Below are 23,083 nucleotides of genomic sequence, written 5' to 3'. Positions count from 1 at the left end.
TATCAATAAGAGGATCGTCATGTATTTACCTCAAGAAATTATCCGTAAAAAACGCGACAATATTATTCTAACTGCCGATGAAATTAATTTCTTCATTCAAGGTGTTGCTAAAAATACGGTATCTGAAGGCCAAATTGCTGCATTTGCAATGGCGGTTTATTTTAATGATATGACCATGGATGAGCGCGTTGCATTAACATGTGCTATGCGTGATTCAGGTATGGTGATCGATTGGAGCCATATGAATTTTGATGGCCCAATTGTTGATAAGCACTCAACTGGTGGTGTGGGTGATGTGACCTCTTTAATGCTGGGCGCTATGGTAGCGGCATGTGGTGGCTATGTACCAATGATCTCTGGCCGTGGTCTTGGTCATACGGGTGGTACGCTAGATAAACTGGAATCAATTCCAGGTTACAACATTACGCCAAGCAATGAAGTGTTCGGTAAAGTAACCAAAGAAGCGGGTGTGGCTATTATTGGTCAAACCGGTGATTTAGCCCCTGCGGATAAGCGTGTCTACGCGACCCGTGATGTCACGGCGACAGTGGATAATATTTCATTAATCACCGCGTCTATTTTGTCGAAGAAATTAGCGGCAGGTCTTGATTACTTGGTCATGGATGTAAAAGTAGGTTCTGGCGCATTTATGCCAACTTACGCGGCATCAGAAGAATTAGCTAAATCAATTGTAGCGGTTGCTAACGGTGCGGGCACTTGTACATCAGCATTGTTGACTGATATGAATCAAGTGTTAGCATCAACAGCGGGTAATGCGCTTGAAGTTCGTGAAGCGGTACAGTTTTTAACCGGCGAATACCGTAACCCACGTCTCTATGAAGTAACGATGGCATTGTGTGCTGAAATGTTAGTTATCAGTAAACTGGCATCAGATTTACCTCTAGCACGTGCGAAACTTCAAACAGTGTTAGATAATGGTCAAGCAGCAGAACGTTTTGGCAAAATGGTGGCAGGTCTTGGTGGTCCAACTGATTTTATCGATAATTATGATAACTATCTTGATAAAGCAGAAATCATTAAACCTGTCTTTGCTGAAACAACCGGTTTTGCAACTGCGATGGATACCCGTGGTTTAGGTATGGCTGTTGTTGGCATGGGCGGTGGTCGTCGTGTTGCAAGTGATAGCATTGATTATGCTGTTGGTTTGTCAGATATGATTCGCCTTGGTGATGAGGTTTATGCAGATACCCCATTAGCAATGGTACACGCACGTACTGAAGCGCAATGGCAAGAAGCGGCTAAAGCGGTTCGTGCTAATATCAGTATTGCTGATACACAGTCAGAGCCAACCCCTGAAGTATACCGTCGTATTGGCGAACAAGACGTATAACGGAGCAAACATGAAACGTTCAATTATTTTAGTTTTAGATTCTTTTGGTATCGGCGCGACGGAAGATGCGGTTGATTTTGGTGATGTAGGTGCAAACACCTTAGGTCACATTGCTCAAGCATGTGCACGTGGCGAAGCTAATAATGGTGATCGTAGCGGCGCACTTTATTTGCCTAACCTAACAAAATTAGGTTTAGCAAAAGCGTGTGAAGAGTCATGTGGTCATTATCCTGAAGGTATGGCTGCTGATGTTGAAATCGTAGGTGCTTATGGCCATGCGAAAGAAATCTCATCAGGAAAAGATACCCCTTCTGGTCACTGGGAAATTGCAGGTGTGCCAGTATTGTTTGATTGGGGTTACTTCAGCGATAAAACGAACAGTTTTCCAAAAGAGTTAACTGATCGCATCCTTGAGCGTGCAGGCTTAGACGGTTACTTAGGTAACTGCCATGCATCGGGTACACAAGTACTGGATGATTTGGGTGAAGAGCACATGCGAACAGGTAAACCAATTTTCTATACATCTGCTGACTCTGTATTCCAAATTGCATGTCACGAAGAGACTTACGGTCTTGATAAGCTGATGGAACTTTGTCATATCGTTCGTGAAGAACTAGAAGATTATAATATTGGTCGTGTTATTGCGCGTCCATTTATTGGTTCTGGTAAAGGTCAATTTGAGCGTACGGGTAACCGTCGTGATTTATCTCTTGAGCCACCTGCAATCACTATTTTGCAAAAATTAGTTGAAGAGAAGCAAGGTGAAGTGATTTCTATCGGTAAGATTTCTGATATTTATGCGGGCTGTGGTATTTCTCGCAAAGTAAAAGCAACCGGTATTCCTGCTTTGTTTGATGCAACGTTAGCACAAATCGATGTTGCGGGTGATAACAGCATCGTATTTACTAACTTTGTGGACTTTGACTCAGCATACGGCCACCGTCGTAATGTTGCAGGTTATGCTGCGGCACTTGAGTATTTTGACCGCCGTTTACCTGAAATTTTAGCATTGCTAAAAGAAGACGATGTATTAATTATTACGGCTGACCATGGTTGTGATCCAACATGGCCTGGTACTGATCACACACGTGAGCACATTCCAGTGATCGTAACTGGACCAAAAGTTCAAGCGGGCTCATTAGGTCGTCGTGAAACATTTGCTGATATCGGTCAAAGCTTAGCAACGCATTTTGGTACTTCTGATATGGATTTCGGTAAATCGTTTCTATAAAACGTAATCCAGCGCTGTTATCTTAATCATCAGGGCGGCTAATCATGAGATTGATCGCCTTGAATAGTAAAATGGACATGTTTGTATAATAGCGATCGTCATCAGATCGATATTAAACGGTTATTAGTAATAGGTGATCGACGAGTATGAATATACGTTGTCATTATTGATTACTGATTCAATTAACAGAAAGGATATAACTATGGCTACTCCACATATTAATGCTGAAATGGGCGATTTTGCAGACGTAGTATTGATGCCGGGTGATCCGCTACGTGCTAAATTTATTGCTGAAACATTTCTAGAGAATGTGACAGAAGTATGTAACGTACGTGGCATGCTTGGTTTCACTGGTACTTACAAAGGTCGTAAGATCTCTGTTATGGGCCACGGTATGGGTATCCCTTCTTGTTCTATCTATGCGACAGAGTTAATTAAAGACTTTGGCGTGAAGAAACTTATCCGTGTTGGTAGTTGTGGTGCGGTACGTGATGACGTTAAATTGCGCGATGTTGTTATTGGCATGGGTGCATCAACAGATTCTAAAGTAAACCGTATCCGTTTTGGTGGCCACGATTTCGCAGCAATTGCTGATTTCGGTATGGTACAAAATGCAGTAGATGCAGCAAAAGCAAAAGGTATTCCTGTTAAAGTGGGTAATATCTTCTCAGCTGATTTATTCTACAACCCAAATTTCGATTTCTTCAAAACAATGGACAAATACGGCATTGTTGGTGTTGAAATGGAAGCGGCAGGTATCTACGGTGTTGCTGCTGAGTTTGGTGCTAAAGCACTGACTATCTGTACTGTTTCTGACCATATTCTACGTGGTGAAGCAACAACATCTGAAGAGCGTCAATTAACGTTCAACGAGATGATTGAAATTGCACTAGAATCAGTATTACTTGGCGATGCTGAGTAATCGAATGCTTGATTGACACTGTATATCAGTTGTCATAAGCATTAAAAAAAGCGGTAACAGTTAAGGCTGTTGCCGCTTTTTTATGTGCGAAAGATAAGATTATGGGTGCTGATTACGCAGAAAAGGAAAACTGCCTTGATAACGTTGACGACTAAAGACGATGGTCAGTAAAATTCCAATAATTAGTGCCGCAATAATAAGTCCGCGAATAATCGCAGTCATGGTCGACATGTGATCAATGGCATTAATCAGTAATTTATCGTGCTCTAGAGTGATGCGCATAAAGCCAATAATATGACCATTCATCAATACGGGTTCGGCAATTTGCTGACGACCAATACTTGCAAGTGCTAATGGCGTCGACAGTCCCGTCAGTTGCTCTAATGGCAATGCCGTTTTCGTTTTTGCGAGTGCGACCCCTTCAAGATTATAGATACTTGCATCTAATATAAGAGGTTCTGCTGCTAAATTATTGACTAATAATTGCAGTTGGCGCTGATTTTTATTTTCAATATCATCCGCAGCATTGTTAGCCGCTTGACGAATAATAATTTGTGATAAGGCTTGAGTCTGCTCACTGAGCATTTGGTAGTTTTGTTGGCTAAGTAACGCACCGTATTGCAGTATGCCAATAGACGTTAATAGGCATACAAACAATATCATGGCTTTTTGTAGCCGCTGACGTTGCCAGCGCTTAGTGTTCCATTGGATCATTCATCTTACCTGATTACTCTGACTACAGTTATTCTACACTAAAAAAATAACGGATGATTATTTCCCCTTTGTAAGGATGTGTTACTGTTTATTAACACCTTTCCCCATAAAATGAATAATAAATAAAACAAGATGTAAGCTAATGATTTAAAATAAGTTAACTGAAGCTTGTTAGTTATTGATATAACAATAAGTTTACAATTGAACTTGCTCTTCATGTGCACAATCGTTAGGTTTATAGTAATTAAATTGTTAAGGATGACGCAATGGATGTTGCTAACGTACTCAAAATCAATAAACACCCGACCTTATATAAACGCTTTCCAGAAATATTATCTGTCACCAATACCAGTAAACGCCAAGCCAATTGGCTGGTATATGGCTCCCATATTACGGTTGATAATATTGACGCTATCAATGCCGTCGCCACTGCTGAGATTGACATTGTCGCAGCATGGAAAGTAGGATCGTATGATGTGATTTTGATTGCTAGCGAGCTTACACCAGTACAACAACAAACAGTGATTGATCAACATTTAGATGTTGCTTATGTGAGTGATATTCCTGATTTATCGATGCCAGGGATTGTGGTGTTAGATATGGACTCGACCGCGATTGAGATTGAATGTATTGATGAAATTGCCATCTTAGCGGGGGTCGGTGAAGAGGTTGCAGCAGTGACGGAACGGGCAATGTTAGGCGAGTTAGATTTTGAACAAAGCTTACGTCAACGTGTAGCAACGTTAGCAGGGGCCGATGCCGCCATTTTAACTCAAGTACGTGATACGTTGCCGTTAATGCCCGAGTTACCACAACTTGTTGCCACCTTGTATCATTATGGCTGGCAAGTCGCGATTGCATCAGGTGGTTTTACCTATTTTTCTGATCAGCTTAAACAACAGTTTAACTTGGTATCAGCAACATCAAACACCCTTGAGATTATTGACGGTAAGTTAACGGGAAAAGTGATTGGTAATGTCATTGATGCAAAAGCAAAAGCAGAGGTTTTATTGGCGCTGGCTGAAGAATTTGATATTGAACCTCATAATACCGTCGCCGTTGGTGATGGTGCCAATGATTTATTAATGATGGATGTTGCCGGATTAGGCATTGCTTATCACGCGAAACCTAATGTTGATCAGCAAGCAGATGTAGCGATTCGACATGCCAATTTAGGCGCGATTATTTGTATTCTATCAGCGTCGTTAGCCGAACAACGCTTAGCATGGTAGCGGTTAGCATAGTGAGACAATGAGTGCGTTAATTACCCTCAAACATTCCGCACCTGAGAGGGTGCGGAAGGTGATTAGACCTAATGTATTTCAAGCCGAATTAATACTTCATCGGTAATATCAAAAATTTCACCACAGCCCATTAACGACGTAAATTCCATTTCTAATGCGCGAGCTCGGTGTAATGTTAAGCGGGCTAATTTACTGAGTTTTTCACCAATCAATGCCGTCAGTGGATTTAATAACGGTAGTGCTGTAATGCGTAATGCGAACAGATCTCCGTGTTGACGAGCTTGCTGAATATATTGTCGTTGCGCGGCAAGATCTTCAAAATCACTCCGCAGTTTAGTGTCCATTTTATGGATCTGTTTATCGTGGTATTCAACCGCTAAATATAACTCATGAATAAATGGCGGTTGTTGCTGTTGTTTATTCCGTGGTCGCATGGGATCGGCGAGCATTTGTTTTACTCGTTGTCTAAAAATCACATCAAGATCTAAGCGGTTATTATCACTTAGTTGACGCAACATACTTGCCAGAGGAGATAATGGAAAATTAGAGCCAACCGCTTTTACTTTTATTTTATGATCTATCTTTTCAGCAAAATACGGCAAGCTATGCAGCCGCGTCAGTAGCATTTGATGCATGGTTAATAGCATGGCGGGTGAAGGTTGAGGTTCTTTACAGAGCGCTAATTTTTCAAGATTAGATTCAATTAAGGTCCGTAGAAATTGCCCGCCTAATAAACCGTCTTCATTTTCAATGGTGATGAGTTGAATGTTTTTACCACTAGGGCTAGTTCGAATAATCTGGTACGGCATTTTTTTTAAAATATCGTTTTTCGTGCTGCGGGCCAAGTGAGTAAATTCAATGAAAACCGTGTCGCCTTGCTTACATCGTAGTGGTTGATCTAAATTGATATTAAGTCCACGGCTGGAAAAATCGATAGAAACGCCACCGATGGTTGTTAGATCTTGCTGTAATGTAATCGTGGTTTTATAACGGAACCGATCTTCGCTACGTAGTGGTTTGGGATCAAAATGAATTGCTTCTGCTTGGCTGATGGGATTTCGAAGATGACGAAATTGATTTAACTCTGAGGGAGGTAAGGTTGATGTTATGCCGCAAAGGTAGTCTGATTGTACTTCAGCATGAGTTAAATCTTGTAAAGTACCGATATGGGATAAGTCCTGACAGTAAGGCATCATTTCAGGGGTTAGCTGTGCCAATGCTTGCATGTCATTCTGTGCTAATGGGTATATGGTTAAGCGCATGACACGCCAACTTTCACGTTTAGCGCCTATTTGCCAAAATAATAGCCGTTGTTGACGTGTCATTTCTGGCAGTGCTGCTGAATAAAAGTAGCGTTGTCCTTGATGTTCATGAAAGAAGCTATAAATTAAGGTACTGGTATGAGAAATACCACTTAGCTCAAGATTATTGATTCGCGTTGCAGACAACAAATGATTGATCACTGGTTGATTGCGTTCATCATGCCAATATTGCCATTGATGTTGATTATGGTCAGTCAATAAGCTGTATTTTAAATTATTCCCAGCAAAAAATAATGGCATTGTGAGAGTATGTTTAAGGTAGCAATGCTCATAACCTTGAGTGCGTAACTGAATGATTTTGTCATCATGATTGTTATGGCTTAACGATTGGTGCTGATCATGTTTAATGATTGCTTGTAAGGCGGTATTGTCCGTTAATGCCAGTAAGCGTAACCATTTGATATTGTCGTTATCTTGAATAGTATCAATACTTAAAATACGATAATAGTGGCTTTGATTGAGTCGAGCATCTTGGTATTGTTGTGCCAGTTGTGGAAATGAAGCTGTAATAGTTTGACCTAATTGATAATCAAATGCAGCGGGTACTTTACATTTGGCACCTGAAAAAGACAGATCAACGGTGGTGGCTAGAATTTGTTGTTCATTAGCCAACGTTAGGGCTATTGGGGTGGCAATACTGAGTCGCTTTTCTTCGCGACTAAGGTAATAGCCAAATCGAATCAGCTGAGCTTGAAATAAGCTATATGGATTATCTTCTGGTGTAGTATAAATCGGTGGCATTTTTTGTTGCTGATGAAGAATACGAAAATTATTGTGAGTATTGATTAATTCTTCATATAAACCATAGCAATATTGCCCACCAAACACCGTTTTACGACGATGATAAATATTGATAGCCACATCATCTAACCAATGGCTGTGATCACTAAAGGTGTATTCTCGACATTGGCCTTTAACCCGCCCGCGCAGATCAATAATTTTATTGCAGGGGGTCATCAAGCGATTGATTTCCATTTTTATTTGTAGTCGCACTGGCCCTGTTTCGTGTTCGGTTAATAAGTTGAACACAGCGTCAAAATCGGGTTGGTTATAAATTGGCAATAATTGCTCAATCAGTGCTTTATAATCGTCGAGATGCATGATTTGGATCTATTGATGAATGGCTAGTTATATCATCGACCAACAAAGTAAAAAATTTAGCGTTAACTGGCATATATTTGTCATTATTCGATAGTTTATTGACGCTAGTATGATTAATGATTGTGAATAAATAAGTGATGTAGGATGTAGAATGGCAAAAGCAGCAAAACGAGCATATGTATGTAGTGATTGCGGGATGGATTTTGCACGTTGGCAAGGTCAATGTTCTGGGTGTAAATCATGGAACACGATCACTGAATTTACTATTCCAAATACCAAAACTGGGGTCGCTACTTCGGCTCGTTCAAGTATGTCTGGCTACGCCGGTATTGCGGGGGGTGGTTCTAAAAAACTGCATGAAGTTGAAGCGGTTGATGCCCAGAAAATGCTTACCGGCATTGGTGAGCTTGATCGCGTATTGTGCGGCGGATTAACCACCGGCTCAGTTAATATTATTTCGGGTGATCCCGGTGCGGGTAAAACCACACTATTGTCTGATTTAGTGGCACGGATGTCGAAATTAATGCCATCGTTATACTGTACCGCGGAGGAATCGTTATCGCAGTTTAAAAACCGTGTTAATCGACTTAAATTAGACTGCAATGAAGATAATTTGTATTTAATGGCTGAAACCAGTGTTGAAGCTATTATTGCAGAATTAGACGCGAAACAGATTAAATTTGCGGTTATTGACTCCATTCAAGCGGTATCAACTGAATTAGCCAATGGTAGCCCTGGCTCACCGTCACAAGTAAAAACTGCGGCGCAATCACTGACGCAATATTGTAAACAAAACAACGTCACCATGTTTTTGATTGCCCACGTTAATAAAAATAACGAAATAGCAGGTCCACAGACATTGGTTCATATTGTCGATGCGTTATTGCATATCGATACTAATGACGGTCAAGTACGTACACTGCGCGCTAATAAAAACCGTTTTGGTGATGTTGATACGGTCGGTATTTTCCGTATGACCGAGCGCGGAATGCTCAGTGTTGATAACCCCAGTGAAATTTTCTTATCGGGATCAACCACTGAATCATCAGGCTCTGCAATTACCTGTATTCGTAAAGGTAATCGGAATATTTTACTTGAGATCCAATGCTTAACCACTGAAACAGAAGGGGAGTTTCCTCAACGGGTTTGTGTTGGCTTAAACATGAATCGAATTAAAATGTTGACGGGTATTTTACGCAAGCACGCGAAAACCAAAATATTCCATGATACTTTTTTCAATATTGTCGGTGGTTTAAAAATCGATGAATCAGAAACCTGTATTGATTTGGCGTTAGTGGCTGCATTATTAAGTAGCTTAAACGAGTTTGTGGTACCGCGTACAACCTGCATTATGGGCGAGCTCAGTCTAAATGGTGATGTGCGCCCAATAGACAGTGGCGTGCCACGGGTAAAAGAAGCGGCGCAACATGGCTTTACGGAAATCTTTATTCCTTATCGTAATTACCATAAATCAATGGAAGGGCTGGGCGCAAAAATAGTGGCGGTGAAAACTATCCATGAATTGATCGAGTTGATTAACTAATACCAATGCGCTAATTAAGACGATTAACAACAGTCGCTTCAAATAAAAAGGCCAACCACATTATCGTGGTTGGCCTTTTTTTGTTATTTATTACAGGTAATTAAGGTTGGTTTTGTTTACAGCTCATCGTGGTTTGATGACGGTTGAGTATGACTGACTGTTGTCATACCCGTATTGTGATTTTCATCGCCTGTTAACTGCACCTGCATCGCAACCATACTATTGATGGTATTTAACAGTGATGCCCATTGGACATTCTTTTCTTGTTTAAATAACGCATCAAAATTTTCAATATCCCATTTCACAAAGGGTCGTGGATTTAATGGTTTGCCTAAAAAGCGAATTTCATAATGTAAATGGGGGCCTGTTGATAATCCTGAATTGCCAGTTAAACCAATAAGTTGACCTTTTTTAACGAACTCGCCTTGTTTCACTTTAAATTTACTTAGGTGTGAGTAAGTCGAAATAAAACCCATGGTATGATTAAGGGTTAATTGATTGCCATAACCGTAATTACTGTTACGGGCGCGTTCAATAACCGCATCGGCAGGGGCATAAATTGGAGTGCCAATTTTAGCCGCAAAATCAAGGCCATCATGACGTTTGCGTTTTTTAGTGATTGGGTGAACACGGGTACCAAAACCTGATGTTAATTGGATATTAGGGGTTGGGGCACCATTAGGGATTAATTGAAATAACGTTGCTCTAACGGCCGAATTAATCGCTGCTGTATCAACCCGTTGGGTTATGGTTGGGTTATCGGCTGGTGGCTCAATACCCAATACAGTTTCCATGTCATCAATCCGTTGATTAAGCGCAATTAATGATTTTTTCTTAGCGGCTAATGCTTGGTTGAGATCTTGATTCATTGCCGTTTCTTCTGACAGTGACGCACTTAATGCTAAAGCTTGTGCACTGAGTTTTTGGGCTTTAATCTGCGAAATCTTAGCGTTTTGATAAAGATGAAACATTGAATAACCCGCGTAACTAAACAGCCCGCATACCGCTATGATAATGATACCGCGATAATATTGTTGTAAAGGGCGGAAAGGTTTGGTGACGAATGACGATTTTGATGATGGTGGTTCTAAATGAGGCATAATCGATAGCTATTATTGATAAATAAGAGAAAGTCGACAATCAACAACGAATTTAAGCTGTCATTGTTGGGGTCAGAAGTGCCAACGAGTGATAAATAATAAGCGACTCAGTCTATGTCTTCATTTTCATTATTGCTAGTTATCACGTCACAAAAATGAGGCTATATTGTATCTATTGATTAATGCTTAATTAAAGTTGTTGGTTTTAAGGAAGATTTTATTTTGATAAAAAGAGCTGTTTAAGCAGCTCTTTTATAGGATGACACTAATTATTTGGTAATACGCTTGTATTTGATGCGGTGAGGATCAGCGGCATCAGCCCCTAATGTTTTCTTCAGCCAATCGGTATATTCAGTAAAGTTACCTTCAAAGAAGCTTACTTTTCCTTCATCACGATAATCAAGAATATGCGTTGCTACACGGTCTAAGAACCAACGGTCGTGTGAGATAACCATCGCACAACCAGGGAACTCAAGTAAGGCCTCTTCCAATGCACGTAAGGTTTCTACGTCAAGGTCGTTGGTGGGTTCATCGAGCAGTAATACGTTACCGCCTGATTTGAGTAGTTTCGCTAAGTGAACACGGTTACGTTCACCACCTGATAAATCACCAATGCGTTTTTGATGATCACTGCCTTTAAAGTTAAAGCGTGATACATACGCACGTGCTGGGATCTCAAAATTGTTGATTTTAAGAATATCAGCGCCTTCAGAGATTTCTTGGTAAACCGTGTTGTTGTCGTTCATGCTATCGCGGAACTGATCCACTGACGCCAATTTCACCGTTTCACCTAGCTCAATAGTGCCAGAATCCGGTTGTTCGTCACCACTTAGCATCTTAAATAGGGTTGATTTACCCGCGCCGTTAGCACCGATAATACCGACGATTGCGCCTTTAGGCATACTAAAAGACAAATCATCAATCAATACACGATCACCAAACGATTTGGTTAGATTTTTAACATCAATGACTTTATCGCCTAAACGCTCACCTGGCGGAATGAACAACTCGTTAGTTTCATTACGCTTTTGGTGATCGCTCGTATTAAGCTCTTCAAAACGCGCCATACGTGCTTTTGATTTAGCTTGACGGCCTTTAGGGTTTTGACGCACCCATTCTAGTTCTTTTTCAATGGTTTTTTGCAAAGCACGTTCTTGAGTGGATTCTTGTTTTAGACGTGCATCTTTTTGCTCAAGCCATGAGGTGTAGTTACCTTGCCATGGAATACCTTCACCACGGTCAAGTTCTAGAATCCAGCCAGCAGCGTTATCAAGGAAGTAACGGTCGTGGGTAATTGCTACCACAGTACCACTGTAATCTACCAAGAAGTGCTCTAGCCATGCCACAGATTCGGCGTCTAAGTGGTTGGTAGGTTCATCAAGTAACAGCATGTCGGGTTTATCAAGCAATAAACGACAAATAGCGACACGACGACGCTCACCACCAGAGAGGTTTTTAATTACCGCATCCCAATCGGGTAGACGTAATGCATCGGCAGCACGCTCAAGTTGCATGCCTAAGTTGTGGCCATCTTTGGTTTCAATTAATGATTCCAAATCGCCTTGTTCTTTTGCGAGTGCATCAAAATCAGCATCAGGTTCAGCATAGGCTGAATACACTTGATCGAGACGAATTAAAGCCTCTTTAACATCAGAAACCGATTCTTCAACAATTTCACGTACTGTTTTGGTTTCATCTAATACCGGTTCTTGAGGTAGGTAACCGACTTTAAGGCCAGCTTGAGGGCGTGCTTCACCTTCAATATCAGTATCAATGCCTGCCATGATGCGCAGTAAGGTTGATTTACCTGAACCGTTAAGACCAAGGACACCAATTTTGGCACCAGGAAAAAAACTCAGTGAAATATCTTTTAAGATTTGACGCTTAGGTGGGACGATTTTGCCCACTCGCGACATGGTATAGACGTAATCAGCCATATCCGTGTGTGATCTCTACTCTAAAATGAAGCTTATATAGTACCTATAATCTTTAAAAGTTCATCCGAATTGTTGTTTATTCCACGACTGATTAATGTATTTTAGCGGTAGAAAGAGATTGTTTATTGTAATGGTTACCATCACAATCATATCTTATAGTAATTACAAGCTCTCGAGCGTAGACAGTGTTTATTTAATCATTCTATTTTACGTTAGTGTGTTTTTATTTTGCTATCCTTGAGCAAGGATTGTACATGTGTTTTTTTGATATGGAGTTAATCGTGGCACGTCTATTTAGTTATTCTCGCGTTTTTTCATTTGCTTTGTTGACGGTCGGATTAACGAGCACGGTAACTGTTCAAGCTGCGTCTTTAGAGCAACAACGAACATGGTATGAACAAGCCCAAACTGCTTTTTCAGCTAACAATATGACCGTATTTCATCAGGAAAAAACTAAATTAGGGGGATACCCACTTTACCCTTATTTGGAATATCGTGAATTTAATGCCCAGTTAGCAACGAAAAAAGCGAGTCAGGTGCAGGTATTTATTGATAAATATAAAATGTTACCGTTTAGCCAGTCGATTAAAAACCGCTATTTAAACCAATTAGTGAGGACTGGGCGGTGGCATGATTTTTTAATGATTCAACCTGCTGTCCCTCGTAATACTGATCTTCAATGTGCATTTTATTACGCTAAAGATAAAATGGGCCATGCTCAATTAGCGTGGCAAGGTGCGAGTAAATTGTGGCAAACAGGCAGTTCGTTACCGGCTAGTTGCGATAATTTATTAGACAGTTGGAATACCGCAGGTAAACGCACTAATGCGATGGTGCTAGATCGCATGGTATTAGCCTATGCCAAGGGTAATAAAAGTTTATTAAGCTACCTTGATAAGTTATTAACGGGCGATGCGCAAGCTAGTGGTGAGGCTGTGTTAGCGTTATATAACCAACCTCAAAATGTGGGTGAGTTCGCTAAAAAAAGTAAAGTCACACCGTTTAACCAAGCGTTGACTCAAAATGCCTTTTTATTATTAGCACGTACAGATACTCAACAAGCGGTTGCTGAGTATGACCAAGTGGTACGCGGACAGCATTTTGATAAAGCCACCAAGCAAACATTGGCTGATGCGGTCGCTTCTCGATTAATGTCGACATCAGACACGGCGTTAGCAAAGTGGCGTGACAGCAAATTAGCACAGAGTGACAATGCCAGCCTGTTAGAGCGTCGTGTGCGTAATGCCATTCGTGAGGCGAACTGGAAACAGACCCAACAGTGGCTTGATCGCTTACCAAAAGAAGCACAACAGACGCCGCGTTGGACATTTTGGAAAGCCAAGTTGTTAGCGCAAAACGGCAAGAAAAAACAAGCGGATAAAATTTATACTTCTTTATTAGGAGAGCGTGATTTTTACAGTGCAGCGGCGGCGACGATATTAAATAAACCTATCGTGTACCCATTAACTAAAGCCCCAACATCAACCGCGTTATTAAAGCCTTATAAAAAGAGTTTAGCACGCATTAAAGAGTTACTTGCGCTTGATAAAGTTACCGCTGCTAACCGTGAGTGGGGATATTTATTATCTAAAGTCACAGATGTTCAAACTAAGCGTCAATTAGCGGTATATGCAGAGAAACATCAATGGCATTACTTAGCAGTACAAGCCACTATTTCGGGTAAGTTATGGGATCATATGACATTGCGATTCCCATTAGCACACCAATGGTTATTTGATTTCTTTGGTGAGCAACGAAATATTCCAACATCGACCATGATGGCATTAGCGCGTCAAGAAAGTGCGTTAAATATTCATGCACGATCACATGTTGGTGCGAGTGGATTAATGCAACTTATGCCAGCAACCGCTGCTGAAACAGCGAAAAAACTTGATTATAAATACAAGGGTAAACAAAGTTTATTTGATCCAAGTGTGAATATTCGTTTAGGCAGTGCGTATTTAGAAATGATGTTAAAGCGTAATGATAATAATCGTGTTTATGCTTTTGCTTCTTATAATGCCGGCCCTGGTCGCGTATCACAATGGAAAAAAATAACTGATGGTAAACTTGATGTATATGCATTTATAGAACAAATACCATTTAATGAAACCCGTGGTTATGTTCAAAATGTGCTGATGTTTGATATTTATTACAATGAATTAATGGGACGCAAAGGGGTATTATTTAGCCCTGCTGAATTAAAGGCACACTATTAATGTTGGTAATATATTTAGATAAGCATTTTTAAATACAATGTATGTAATAAACTTATTATATATATAAGTAATAAAACAAACCGCTACTGTTATGCAGAGATATGACAGTAGCGGCTAAACATAAAGAAGAATGAAAATATTTTAATTTGATATAAATGAATGCTTATTTGTTATTTTTTTTGAGAAAAGGTTGGGTAATCGAGTATCCAACGTTCGCCAAATTTATGGTTCCATTCTTCTGGGAATTTAGAGAAACCAGCTGCTGGGTACATTGTTAGCTCACTAAATGTTACCTGATTATTATGGAAGTAAAGGTCAACCCGTACCATGTCATAATATTTACCAATACGCTCAGCTATTTCAATCATTTGATCAATAAAAGGTGGCTTTTCAGGTACAGGAAGTAAGCGTGGTTTTTTATTTAGAATAAAACCGAGTTCATTCCAATCGCGATCAAACATATTACGGTAGTGTTGTTCAAAACGACCTTGATCTAATTGAATAAATTCTACTTTCCCATCAATGACATGCAGTTTGTAATCATCTGGAACTGTGCCATTGAAATCTAAAAATTCTTCGACAAATACACGTGGTGGAATGTTTTTATAACCCCATTCACCTAATGAGCCTGATTGATCTTTCTTAAACCAACGAGATGCAAAATCTTTCATTTCTTGTTTAGAAAAATGCTTACCATCGCGAACAAATTCGATGGTTTGACTTGTATGATTCGCTTTTAATACATAGTTACTTGGCATTTCTGAGAATGGAAAAGTATCAAAATCAGCAATGTACTTCGCAACCCATAATGTTTTTGGAATGTAGAGCTCTGGCGCTATTTTTTTAACAAACGTTTTTGATGCTAACTTATCTGCACCAATAGTGAGATATTCACTGCGATCATGAATTTTCTTTAATTGAACTTTTTCATTAAATGTTTGTGGATTAGTAAAATTAATGAATTTTTTAAATTTTCTGAAATATAATAGTTGTAATCTTAATTTTATTGGGAGTTTGGATACTACTCCTGAAAATAAGCGATATTGTAAGCTTTCCATTATTAGGTTCTCTGCCTGTTATTTATCTAAACTATAAATATTATTTGTTTATTTTATAATTAAAACCAATAGATTCATTCGTGTTTTTATATATTAACTGAATATCAGCATTCTTTACGAATAGCTAAGTATAACTACATTAATGATTTTTATCTGTTATCTCTATGTCAAGTTTTTATCGTAAAAGAATATATGAAAGAACAAAATCATAAATGTTTAGTATTGATTATTGTCATCTTTGATGAAATATTCGTAATTCTTGCTATATATTATGTGTATTTTCTTTTTTTAACATTAAAAATTAGAAAATTTTTTAACGATAACTGTTTTTGACAAAACAAGATTAAGAATCGCAGTAACACTATTATACAGTATGTTGTGTTTTTACTTTTTAGTCTGGTGCTGAAGGTGATAAATGTTCTTAGAATGATGCGTTATTATTATGATATTTGACTTACATTAGCGAGCATGATGATGATGGTTTATTCCGTTGTTTATGAACTATAAATACGACGGTTACTTGGTCTGATGTAGGAATCGCGGTACACTGCACCGCGTATATAATGCCTTACGGGATAAACGAAAATGGCTGTAGACTCACCAAAATATACTGACTGGCAGCAGATTTTAGATTTACTTCAGCAAGCTTCTGTGGAGCAGCGCGATCAGTTACTGTTTAAAGTATTATTAACTCATGATGAAAGAGAAGCATTGATCGCTCGAGTTAATATCGTACACGAGCTACTTAATGGTGAACGTAGTCAACGTAAAATTAGCGAGTTACTCGGTGTTGGGGTGGCTACTATTACACGCGGTTCAAACGAACTTAAACATCAAGACGATGCAACAAAAGCATGGCTAGCTGATTTTTTAGCTAAAAATTCCCCTTCTGCCGCAGAATAATGCTAATTAGTTGCTATTAAGATCTCGCGCGTTAGCCACACACACTGAATTGTCTTTAGTATAATTCAGGATGTAAAAAAGGGATTAACGCGAGAATTAATGCTTGTTGATAAACACTACTACGACTTAATAAATGGTGGGTTAACATTGCAATAGCGCCACCTTTTTGTTTTATATTTTGTTGAGCAAACATTTCATCCATCACATCTCCCAACTCCATTCCTTGTGCTATTTTCTCTAAAGCCAGTGGCGGTAAAGGTAGCGAAGCAGAACGTGCCGTCGATTTTTTGCCTTGGTGTTCAATAACCATCCATGCAAAAGTAAAATTATCATCTAATCCTGCTTCTAATCCGACAATGTAATCTGCATCAGGGTAACGCTGACGGCATGAAATAACGCGATTGTTCGCACCCAATAATGTTTCTTCACAGGTTAACGGTTGATCACGCACGCCACTGTCAGTGCTTACACCTGTTGTGGTAAAGGATTGTTGTGGAAATGCAGCGTTAAAGGCATCTGTTACAGCAGTGATTTTTGCAGGGTTGGTTGAGGCAACAATAATGGTTGGCATAAATATAAATTCGGTTAAAGAAAGTATGGAATAAACTAAAAATAACCGCTTTATGTTGAAAACAAAAGTAATAAAAAAGCCCATCATAATAAGATGAGCTGTTTAAACCCTAATTGAACAGTCGTTGTGATTAACGATCGTAAGCCCAGTCTGATTGGATAATGTAACCGTGAATTTGAAATTCACCGTTATTGACAAATAGGTTTGGAAAATCAGGTTGTGAGGTTGAGAATACAACACCATCAGCCAGTTGTGTCATGTGGTAAAAATCAGGCTCACTACCACGTACAGAAGCAAAGACAGGTTGCTTTGGACGATAAGCGGCTTCTTTAGTTGCTAATGCGTAGCTACCTACAGGTGCACAATGTGAGATATTTTCATTATCAATGAATAAACCTAGGCATGCATCACGCTCTAAATGCTGGGGGATCGCACGCTTGCTGATCACCTCAACTGAATCACCTAAATTGTAAGCTGAAAAGTCTTTACGATGGATCACTGGAATATAGGTACACGTTGCAGAGCTATCGTGTTCAGTACTGATCGTTGTCGTTGCTTGTGTGCCTGTGTCAATTTGACCTGTCAGAATATAACCAATTGATGTATTTAATGTTTCAGCAATCTTTTCTAATTCGCGAACTTCAATACCATATTTACCTGAAAGTTTACGGCTCATTGTGCCTTGTTGAAGGGTTAATGCTTCACCAAGTTGCTTTTGACTGATACCTTGAACTTTAGCTAAACGCTTAATTCTCTCTAAATATTCCATGTAACTAGCTTCCTGCTTCAAATAGGGGGGGTGAATACAATATGAATTCTCAATAGTTATAAAAGATATTACTGAAATGTGTAGAAAAGGAATCATTGTTCATTAAAAAGTGCGATTGATTTGGTTAAAGAAATATACCCCACAGGAAAGATGGGTAAAAAGTGGAACAAAATACGCAGAAAGAAATAAGTTTTGATTGTGAAAAGAGGCAGTTTTATATTACTACCATAAGTGAATGTGGGAATAGGAATCGGACTGGTCCAAATAACAGATAGTTATAACAGCATGATTTTAAATGCTTTAAAAGTAAACTCTTGAGTGTTAAAAAACATAATGAGATTTGTTTTTTTATTTTTGTAAATTATAAATTGTTTTGTAAAATAAATAAAAATAATGATAGTTGAGTCAATAATAAAATTAAATAGTGTTTATGGGTATTAATTTTATTATTGGTTAATTAGAGAGTAATACTTGTATGGGGAATGTTAAATACATCTAGGTATGCGTAATAAGTATTTAGTGTTTTAGTCGAAAATATCATATAACAATGCGTTTTTTGATTCGATATAAACCTTGTTGTGGCATATAAAGAGTCGCATAAGAGGGGGTATCAATAACGAATATAAGAATAGACGTTATGAGAAGTGATTAATCATAAACAGACGCTACAGCGATGATTTAACTCTGTTGGCTGTAAATAATCATTAGATTAGATTTAGAATGTGAATTCCTGATGTGTTAAAGGCCCATTCTTATTAAGAACAGGCCTTTATGTTATTTGTTTATATCGCTGATATTATTATTTAGCAGTAGGGGCTGGCGTACGAATTAAGTAATCAAATGCGCCTAAACTTGCTTTTGCACCTTCACCCATCGCTATGATGATTTGCTTGAAAGGCACAGTTGTCACGTCACCCGCAGCAAAGATGCCATTAACGTTAGTATTACCGTGAGCACCAATTTCGATTTCACCACGTGGTGTTAATGTTACCGCTGATTCTTTTAGCCATTCAGTGTTTGGCACTAAACCAATCTGAACAAAGATACCTGCAAGTTCGATGTGTTTGATTTCATCAGTATTACGATCTTTATAGCTAATACCTGTAACGCGCGTGCCATCACCAACAACTTCAGTGGTCTGAGCCATTGTAATAATATCGATGTTAGGCAAGCTTTCTGCTTTATTGATCAACACTTGGTCGGCACGTAATGTGTCAGCAAACTCAAGCACAGTAACGTGTTCAACAATACCTGCTAGGTCAATGGCAGCTTCAATACCAGAGTTACCGCCACCGATAACCGCAGTACGTTTGCCTTTAAATAATGGACCATCACAGTGAGGACAGTAAGCTACACCTTTATTACGGTATTCTTGCTCTCCGGGGACGTTCATTTCACGCCAGCGAGCACCGGTACTGATGATCACACTGCGAGATTTTAACATTGCGCCACTTTCTAAGTAGATATGGGCATAACCGTCATCAGTATTTGCCGCTTCAACAATGTTACTTACACGTTGTTCATTCATGATATCAACGTTGTATTGTTTTACGTGTTCTTCTAGGCTTGCAGCTAAGCGAGGACCTTGGGTTTCTTTAACAGAAATAAAGTTTTCGATAGACATAGTATCCATCACCTGACCACCGAAGCGCTCAGCGACAACACCAGTGCGAATACCTTTACGTGCTGCGTAAATGGCAGCAGAAGCACCAGCAGGACCACCACCAACGACTAATACATCAAATGGGGCTTTATCATTTAAGCTTGCTGCCGCTTTTTTAGCAGAACCAGTATCTAATTTGTTTAGAATTTCAGTTAGCGACATACGGCCTTGACCAAATACTTCACCGTTTACATAAACAGTCGGTACCGCCATGATGTTGCGTTCAGTCACTTCCGCTTGGAATGCTGCGCCATCAATCATGCTGCTTTTAATACGAGGGTTGATAGCAGCCATCATATTGAAAGCTTGCACAACGTCAGGACAGTTTTGGCAAGAAAGTGAAATGAAGGTTTCAACGATGATGTCTTGATCTAATGCGGCAATTTGGTCGATAACTGGTTGTTCTAGTTTCATTGGGTGACCACCGCTGTGCAGTAGTGCTAATACCAATGATGTAAATTCGTGTCCCATTGGCAGACCAGCAAAGCTCATTGATGTCTGTTTGGTTGGGTTAACCACTTGCATTACGGGCTTACGTACGCTGGCGTTATTATCTTCTATAACACTGACTTTATCGTTAAGTTCTGCGATTTCGTAAGCTAATTCATGTAATTTTTGTGCAGTGTCACTATCGTCTAAACTTAATACCAGTTGTACATCAGTTTTTAAGTTTTCTAAATACGCTTTTAGTTGCTGCTTCATGCTTTGTTCTAACATAATTTTGCCTTTTTAATTTGTTCACGGCTTAACAGCAGATAATGAATGCGGGTCTACTGTAATACGACATATTGCCTATATAAAAAGGCGTAAATATGTTTTGAAGCTCTTCTAATTAATAAGGCACCAAACATGAGGAGATGTTTGATGCCTTATTACTTTTAAATAAACGATTATTTAAAAGTAAGATGAATAATATTTATTTCAGATTCGGCGTCAAAAACGAATATTGTCATCAAAGGTTAATAAGATTAGATCTTACCAACTAGGTCTAGTGAAGGTGTTAGTGTTGCTTCGCCTTCTTTCCATTTTGCAGGACAAACTTCACCTGGGTGTGATGCAACATATTGTGCAGCTTTCACTTTACGCATTAGGTCTTCAGCTTCACGGCCAATACCTTCAGCAGTGATTTCCATTGCTTGGATAACACCTTGTGGGTCGATTAGGAAAGTTGCGCGGTTTGCAAGACCTTGACCTTCACGCATAACGTTGAAGTTATTAGTGATGTTACCTGCTTGGTCGCCTACCATGAAGTAGTTGATTTTACCGATAGTATCAGAGCTGTCGTGCCATGCTTTGTGAGTGAAGTGAGTATCAGTTGATACTGAGAATACTTCAACACCGCGAGACTGAAGGTCAGCATAGTGATCAGCTAAGTCGCCAAGTTCAGTAGGACATACGAAAGTAAAGTCAGCAGGGTAGAAGAAGAATACCGCCCACTTACCTAAAACATCAGCTTCAGTAATGTCTACAAATTTGCCTTCTTTGTATGCAGTAGCGCTAAATGGCTTGATTTCAGTGTTGATCATGATGGAATCCTTTTAAATAATTTTAAATTTTTCTGCGTAATGCAAATTAAATCTCTGGAGCCATTATTGTCAAAACAGGGATATTAAGGAAATCGTTACAGCCGATATATTCAATAGCTAAAACCTATTATTGATGAGTATCTGTTCTGAATTAATGCTGACAGGGTATGATGGGCGATAATACCTGAATGTTTGAATGCTTTAGGTCTGTAATATAGCTAGGTATGTAAGAGTGTGATGGATGAAATAACAAAGGGAATAGTTTGTTGAGTAAATCGAGTCATCAGGGGGAATAAAAAGGTCCTACTTTATTTGACTATAAAATAGGACCTTTTTGAAAATGTAACCCACTTACCATCAAGACAAACTTAAAAAATCATGGTGAGTTGCTAATTTTATTAGAAGCGCATTTTTCGATAAAAAGCTAAAATAATGATGAGAATTAGCCATCACTACGAGATCAACCGATAAATTTGTCGCCAATCGTTCAATCGCCATACCAACAGGCCCATTAACAATATAAACATGATCTCTATTTAAGGTCGTGTCAGTAATTAACGCCTGTATTTTACTTTCTAGCTCGGCTTTTTCTGTGTTAACAATATCATTCCCAACAGCATTTCCTAAATATGCATCATCAGAAAATAGTTGTTCATCAAGATTCGTTGCATAACCCACAAACAGTTCTGCATTGAGTTGATCAGCTAAAGCAATCGCTTTAAGAAGATAGGGCTTAGAATCGATATCTAGCGCATACAATACTTTTTTATACATCTTTGCCTTCTTTAGGTTTATTAACCCATGCATATTCTAAACGAGAGACTAATGCATGGTACAACAGTGCAATAAGAACAATGAAGCAGCTACCTGCAAAAATGGGATAAAACGCGAACAGAATACTGGTATGTGCACCTAACATGATCAACAACGGGTTTCCGCCAGCGGGTGGATGAGTAACATTGAGCATGATCATTAGAAATATCCCCACACCCACAGCTAAGCCTAAAGACCAAAACGTTACAGGTAAAAGATTGGCAAATATAATGCCGATGATCGCTGTTGTTAAGTGACCGAAGATGACATTTTTAGGGTGGGCTAAAGGACTTTGTGGTAAACCAAAAACCAACACCATTGTGGCTCCAAAAGGCGCGACTAATAAATAGTCACCCTTGGCGACACCATCTACAAAGGCAAGAATACCAATACATAATGCAGATCCTGCTGCGGCAACTAACGCAATCATCCATAGTTTATGAGCTGGGTGGGTGATCTTATAATGGATCCCCTTTTGCATATTATCCATTCGTAATACTTATTTATTAGTTCAATTTATTAATATTATATGCCATTTTCGGTCAAACAAGATGGTTATTAATGCCTCATAAGTATTATCTAAGAATGCGGTGATGATGTTTATTTGCTTATCAGTAAGAGTTTTTATCTTCAATACCTATTGAGATAGTATTTTGTGAGAAAATCCTCATAATCGTGTTATACAAAACTTAAAGAAGAAATGACCCATGACTAGCTTTCAATATTACTTCCATAAATTGCCTTGTTATAAATGCAAAAAAAACACAGTAAACGCTGATCTTGGTTGGTTAACACCAGCAATGAAAGAAGAGGTTATCGCACAAGTAACCGCGATGATCGCACAAGATAATGTTGAGCCAGAATTGTTGGTGAACGTAACTTGCACTAAAGATGAAGCGCGTGATTACTTATTGCTAAACTTCTACGGTTACTCAGAAGAAGCACTAGCAAATCAAGTAAAAGCAGAAGATGAGCAAGAAGTAGCGGAAGAAATCGCAGAGCTACTAGCTGACGGTAGCGAAACCGCTGTGTTTGAACACGAAATCGTATTACAAAGTTGTACTGATTGCGGCATTGATGAGTAGTCACTCAATGT

The 23,083-nt window shown here is 39.2% G+C and carries 19 protein-coding genes; 8 read left to right on the top strand and 11 right to left on the bottom strand.

Features of this window, described 5'->3' with window-relative positions; translation table 11 throughout:
* The first annotated feature begins 19 nt into the window (after positions 1-19).
* From deoA to deoD, 3 genes are all read left to right on the top strand, one after another.
* Entirely contained in the window at positions 20-1,351 is a 1,332-nt protein-coding gene (gene deoA, locus C9J51_RS11090; protein ID WP_045036089.1) for a thymidine phosphorylase, read from the top strand.
* 10 nt (positions 1,352-1,361) lie between these two features.
* On the top strand, positions 1,362-2,582 hold the full coding sequence (locus C9J51_RS11085) for a phosphopentomutase (protein ID WP_045039526.1): 1,221 nt from the start codon (positions 1,362-1,364) through the stop codon (positions 2,580-2,582).
* Between the two features lie 202 nt (positions 2,583-2,784).
* On the top strand, positions 2,785-3,504 hold the full coding sequence (gene deoD, locus C9J51_RS11080; RefSeq protein WP_045039527.1) for a purine-nucleoside phosphorylase: 720 nt from the start codon (positions 2,785-2,787) through the stop codon (positions 3,502-3,504).
* A gap of 99 nt (positions 3,505-3,603) precedes the next feature.
* On the opposite strand, the gene C9J51_RS11075 is transcribed toward deoD, so the two are convergent.
* Entirely contained in the window at positions 3,604-4,218 is a 615-nt protein-coding gene (locus tag C9J51_RS11075) for an AhpA/YtjB family protein (protein ID WP_045036092.1), read from the bottom strand.
* 266 nt (positions 4,219-4,484) lie between these two features.
* Here C9J51_RS11075 and serB point away from each other — a divergent pair, with 266 nt between their 5' ends.
* The gene (gene serB / locus C9J51_RS11070; RefSeq protein WP_045039528.1) at positions 4,485-5,450 is read left to right on the top strand and encodes a phosphoserine phosphatase; all 966 of its coding nucleotides are present in this window, start codon (positions 4,485-4,487) and stop codon (positions 5,448-5,450) included.
* Positions 5,451-5,530: 80 nt separating this feature from the next.
* Here serB and C9J51_RS11065 read toward each other — a convergent pair whose 3' ends face one another.
* Positions 5,531-7,885: a PilZ domain-containing protein gene (locus C9J51_RS11065; protein WP_107250373.1), complete on the bottom strand. Its 2,355-nt coding sequence runs from the start codon at positions 7,883-7,885 to the stop codon at positions 5,531-5,533.
* Positions 7,886-8,036: 151 nt separating this feature from the next.
* On the opposite strand from C9J51_RS11065, the gene radA reads away from it, so the two are divergent.
* Complete coding sequence (radA, locus tag C9J51_RS11060; RefSeq protein ID WP_045036095.1) at positions 8,037-9,428, top strand: DNA repair protein RadA; 1,392 nt, start codon at positions 8,037-8,039, stop codon at positions 9,426-9,428.
* A gap of 116 nt (positions 9,429-9,544) precedes the next feature.
* Here radA and C9J51_RS11055 read toward each other — a convergent pair whose 3' ends face one another.
* Both C9J51_RS11055 and ettA read right to left on the bottom strand, forming a co-directional pair.
* The gene (locus tag C9J51_RS11055) at positions 9,545-10,528 is read right to left on the bottom strand and encodes a M23 family metallopeptidase (RefSeq protein WP_107275094.1); all 984 of its coding nucleotides are present in this window, start codon (positions 10,526-10,528) and stop codon (positions 9,545-9,547) included.
* A gap of 269 nt (positions 10,529-10,797) precedes the next feature.
* Positions 10,798-12,465, bottom strand: a complete 1,668-nt coding sequence (gene ettA / locus C9J51_RS11050) for an energy-dependent translational throttle protein EttA (RefSeq protein ID WP_045036097.1) — start codon at positions 12,463-12,465, stop codon at positions 10,798-10,800.
* Between the two features lie 254 nt (positions 12,466-12,719).
* On the opposite strand from ettA, the gene sltY reads away from it, so the two are divergent.
* Positions 12,720-14,684 carry a murein transglycosylase gene (gene sltY / locus C9J51_RS11045; protein WP_244907473.1) on the top strand — a complete coding sequence of 655 codons (1,965 nt, stop codon included), beginning with the start codon at positions 12,720-12,722 and terminating at the stop codon, positions 14,682-14,684.
* A 170-nt stretch (positions 14,685-14,854) separates the two neighbouring features.
* Here the strand turns inward: sltY and C9J51_RS11040 are convergent, their stop codons facing one another.
* Positions 14,855-15,742: an ATP-grasp fold amidoligase family protein gene (locus C9J51_RS11040; protein ID WP_107237136.1), complete on the bottom strand. Its 888-nt coding sequence runs from the start codon at positions 15,740-15,742 to the stop codon at positions 14,855-14,857.
* A gap of 585 nt (positions 15,743-16,327) precedes the next feature.
* On the opposite strand from C9J51_RS11040, the gene trpR reads away from it, so the two are divergent.
* Positions 16,328-16,645, top strand: coding sequence for a trp operon repressor (trpR, locus tag C9J51_RS11035; RefSeq protein WP_045036100.1), 318 nt, complete (start codon positions 16,328-16,330; stop codon positions 16,643-16,645).
* A 55-nt stretch (positions 16,646-16,700) separates the two neighbouring features.
* Here the strand turns inward: trpR and yjjX are convergent, their stop codons facing one another.
* The 6 genes from yjjX to C9J51_RS11005 form a co-directional block, all read right to left on the bottom strand.
* On the bottom strand, positions 16,701-17,216 hold the full coding sequence (gene yjjX / locus C9J51_RS11030) for an inosine/xanthosine triphosphatase (protein WP_045036101.1): 516 nt from the start codon (positions 17,214-17,216) through the stop codon (positions 16,701-16,703).
* 130 nt (positions 17,217-17,346) lie between these two features.
* Positions 17,347-17,985 carry a helix-turn-helix domain-containing protein gene (locus C9J51_RS11025; RefSeq protein WP_045039530.1) on the bottom strand — a complete coding sequence of 213 codons (639 nt, stop codon included), beginning with the start codon at positions 17,983-17,985 and terminating at the stop codon, positions 17,347-17,349.
* A gap of 799 nt (positions 17,986-18,784) precedes the next feature.
* A complete protein-coding gene (gene ahpF, locus C9J51_RS11020; RefSeq protein ID WP_045039531.1) occupies positions 18,785-20,365 on the bottom strand; it encodes an alkyl hydroperoxide reductase subunit F in 1,581 nt (526 codons plus the stop codon).
* A gap of 251 nt (positions 20,366-20,616) precedes the next feature.
* Positions 20,617-21,174 carry an alkyl hydroperoxide reductase subunit C gene (gene ahpC, locus C9J51_RS11015; RefSeq protein WP_045038508.1) on the bottom strand — a complete coding sequence of 186 codons (558 nt, stop codon included), beginning with the start codon at positions 21,172-21,174 and terminating at the stop codon, positions 20,617-20,619.
* 357 nt (positions 21,175-21,531) lie between these two features.
* Positions 21,532-21,948: a universal stress protein gene (locus C9J51_RS11010; RefSeq protein ID WP_045038507.1), complete on the bottom strand. Its 417-nt coding sequence runs from the start codon at positions 21,946-21,948 to the stop codon at positions 21,532-21,534.
* A complete protein-coding gene (locus tag C9J51_RS11005) occupies positions 21,941-22,477 on the bottom strand; it encodes an HPP family protein (protein WP_045038506.1) in 537 nt (178 codons plus the stop codon). Before C9J51_RS11005 ends, C9J51_RS11010 begins: the two co-directional genes overlap by 8 nt.
* A 217-nt stretch (positions 22,478-22,694) precedes the next feature.
* Here C9J51_RS11005 and C9J51_RS11000 point away from each other — a divergent pair, with 217 nt between their 5' ends.
* Positions 22,695-23,072 carry a hypothetical protein gene (locus C9J51_RS11000; RefSeq protein WP_045039532.1) on the top strand — a complete coding sequence of 126 codons (378 nt, stop codon included), beginning with the start codon at positions 22,695-22,697 and terminating at the stop codon, positions 23,070-23,072.
* Positions 23,073-23,083: the final 11 nt, after the last annotated feature.

It is taken from the genome of Photobacterium iliopiscarium (assembly GCF_003026395.1).
GTDB classification, from domain to species: Bacteria; Pseudomonadota; Gammaproteobacteria; order Enterobacterales; family Vibrionaceae; genus Photobacterium; species Photobacterium iliopiscarium.
Note: the sequence above shows the minus strand (reverse complement) of the source record. Positions and strands in the feature narration are given on the sequence as shown.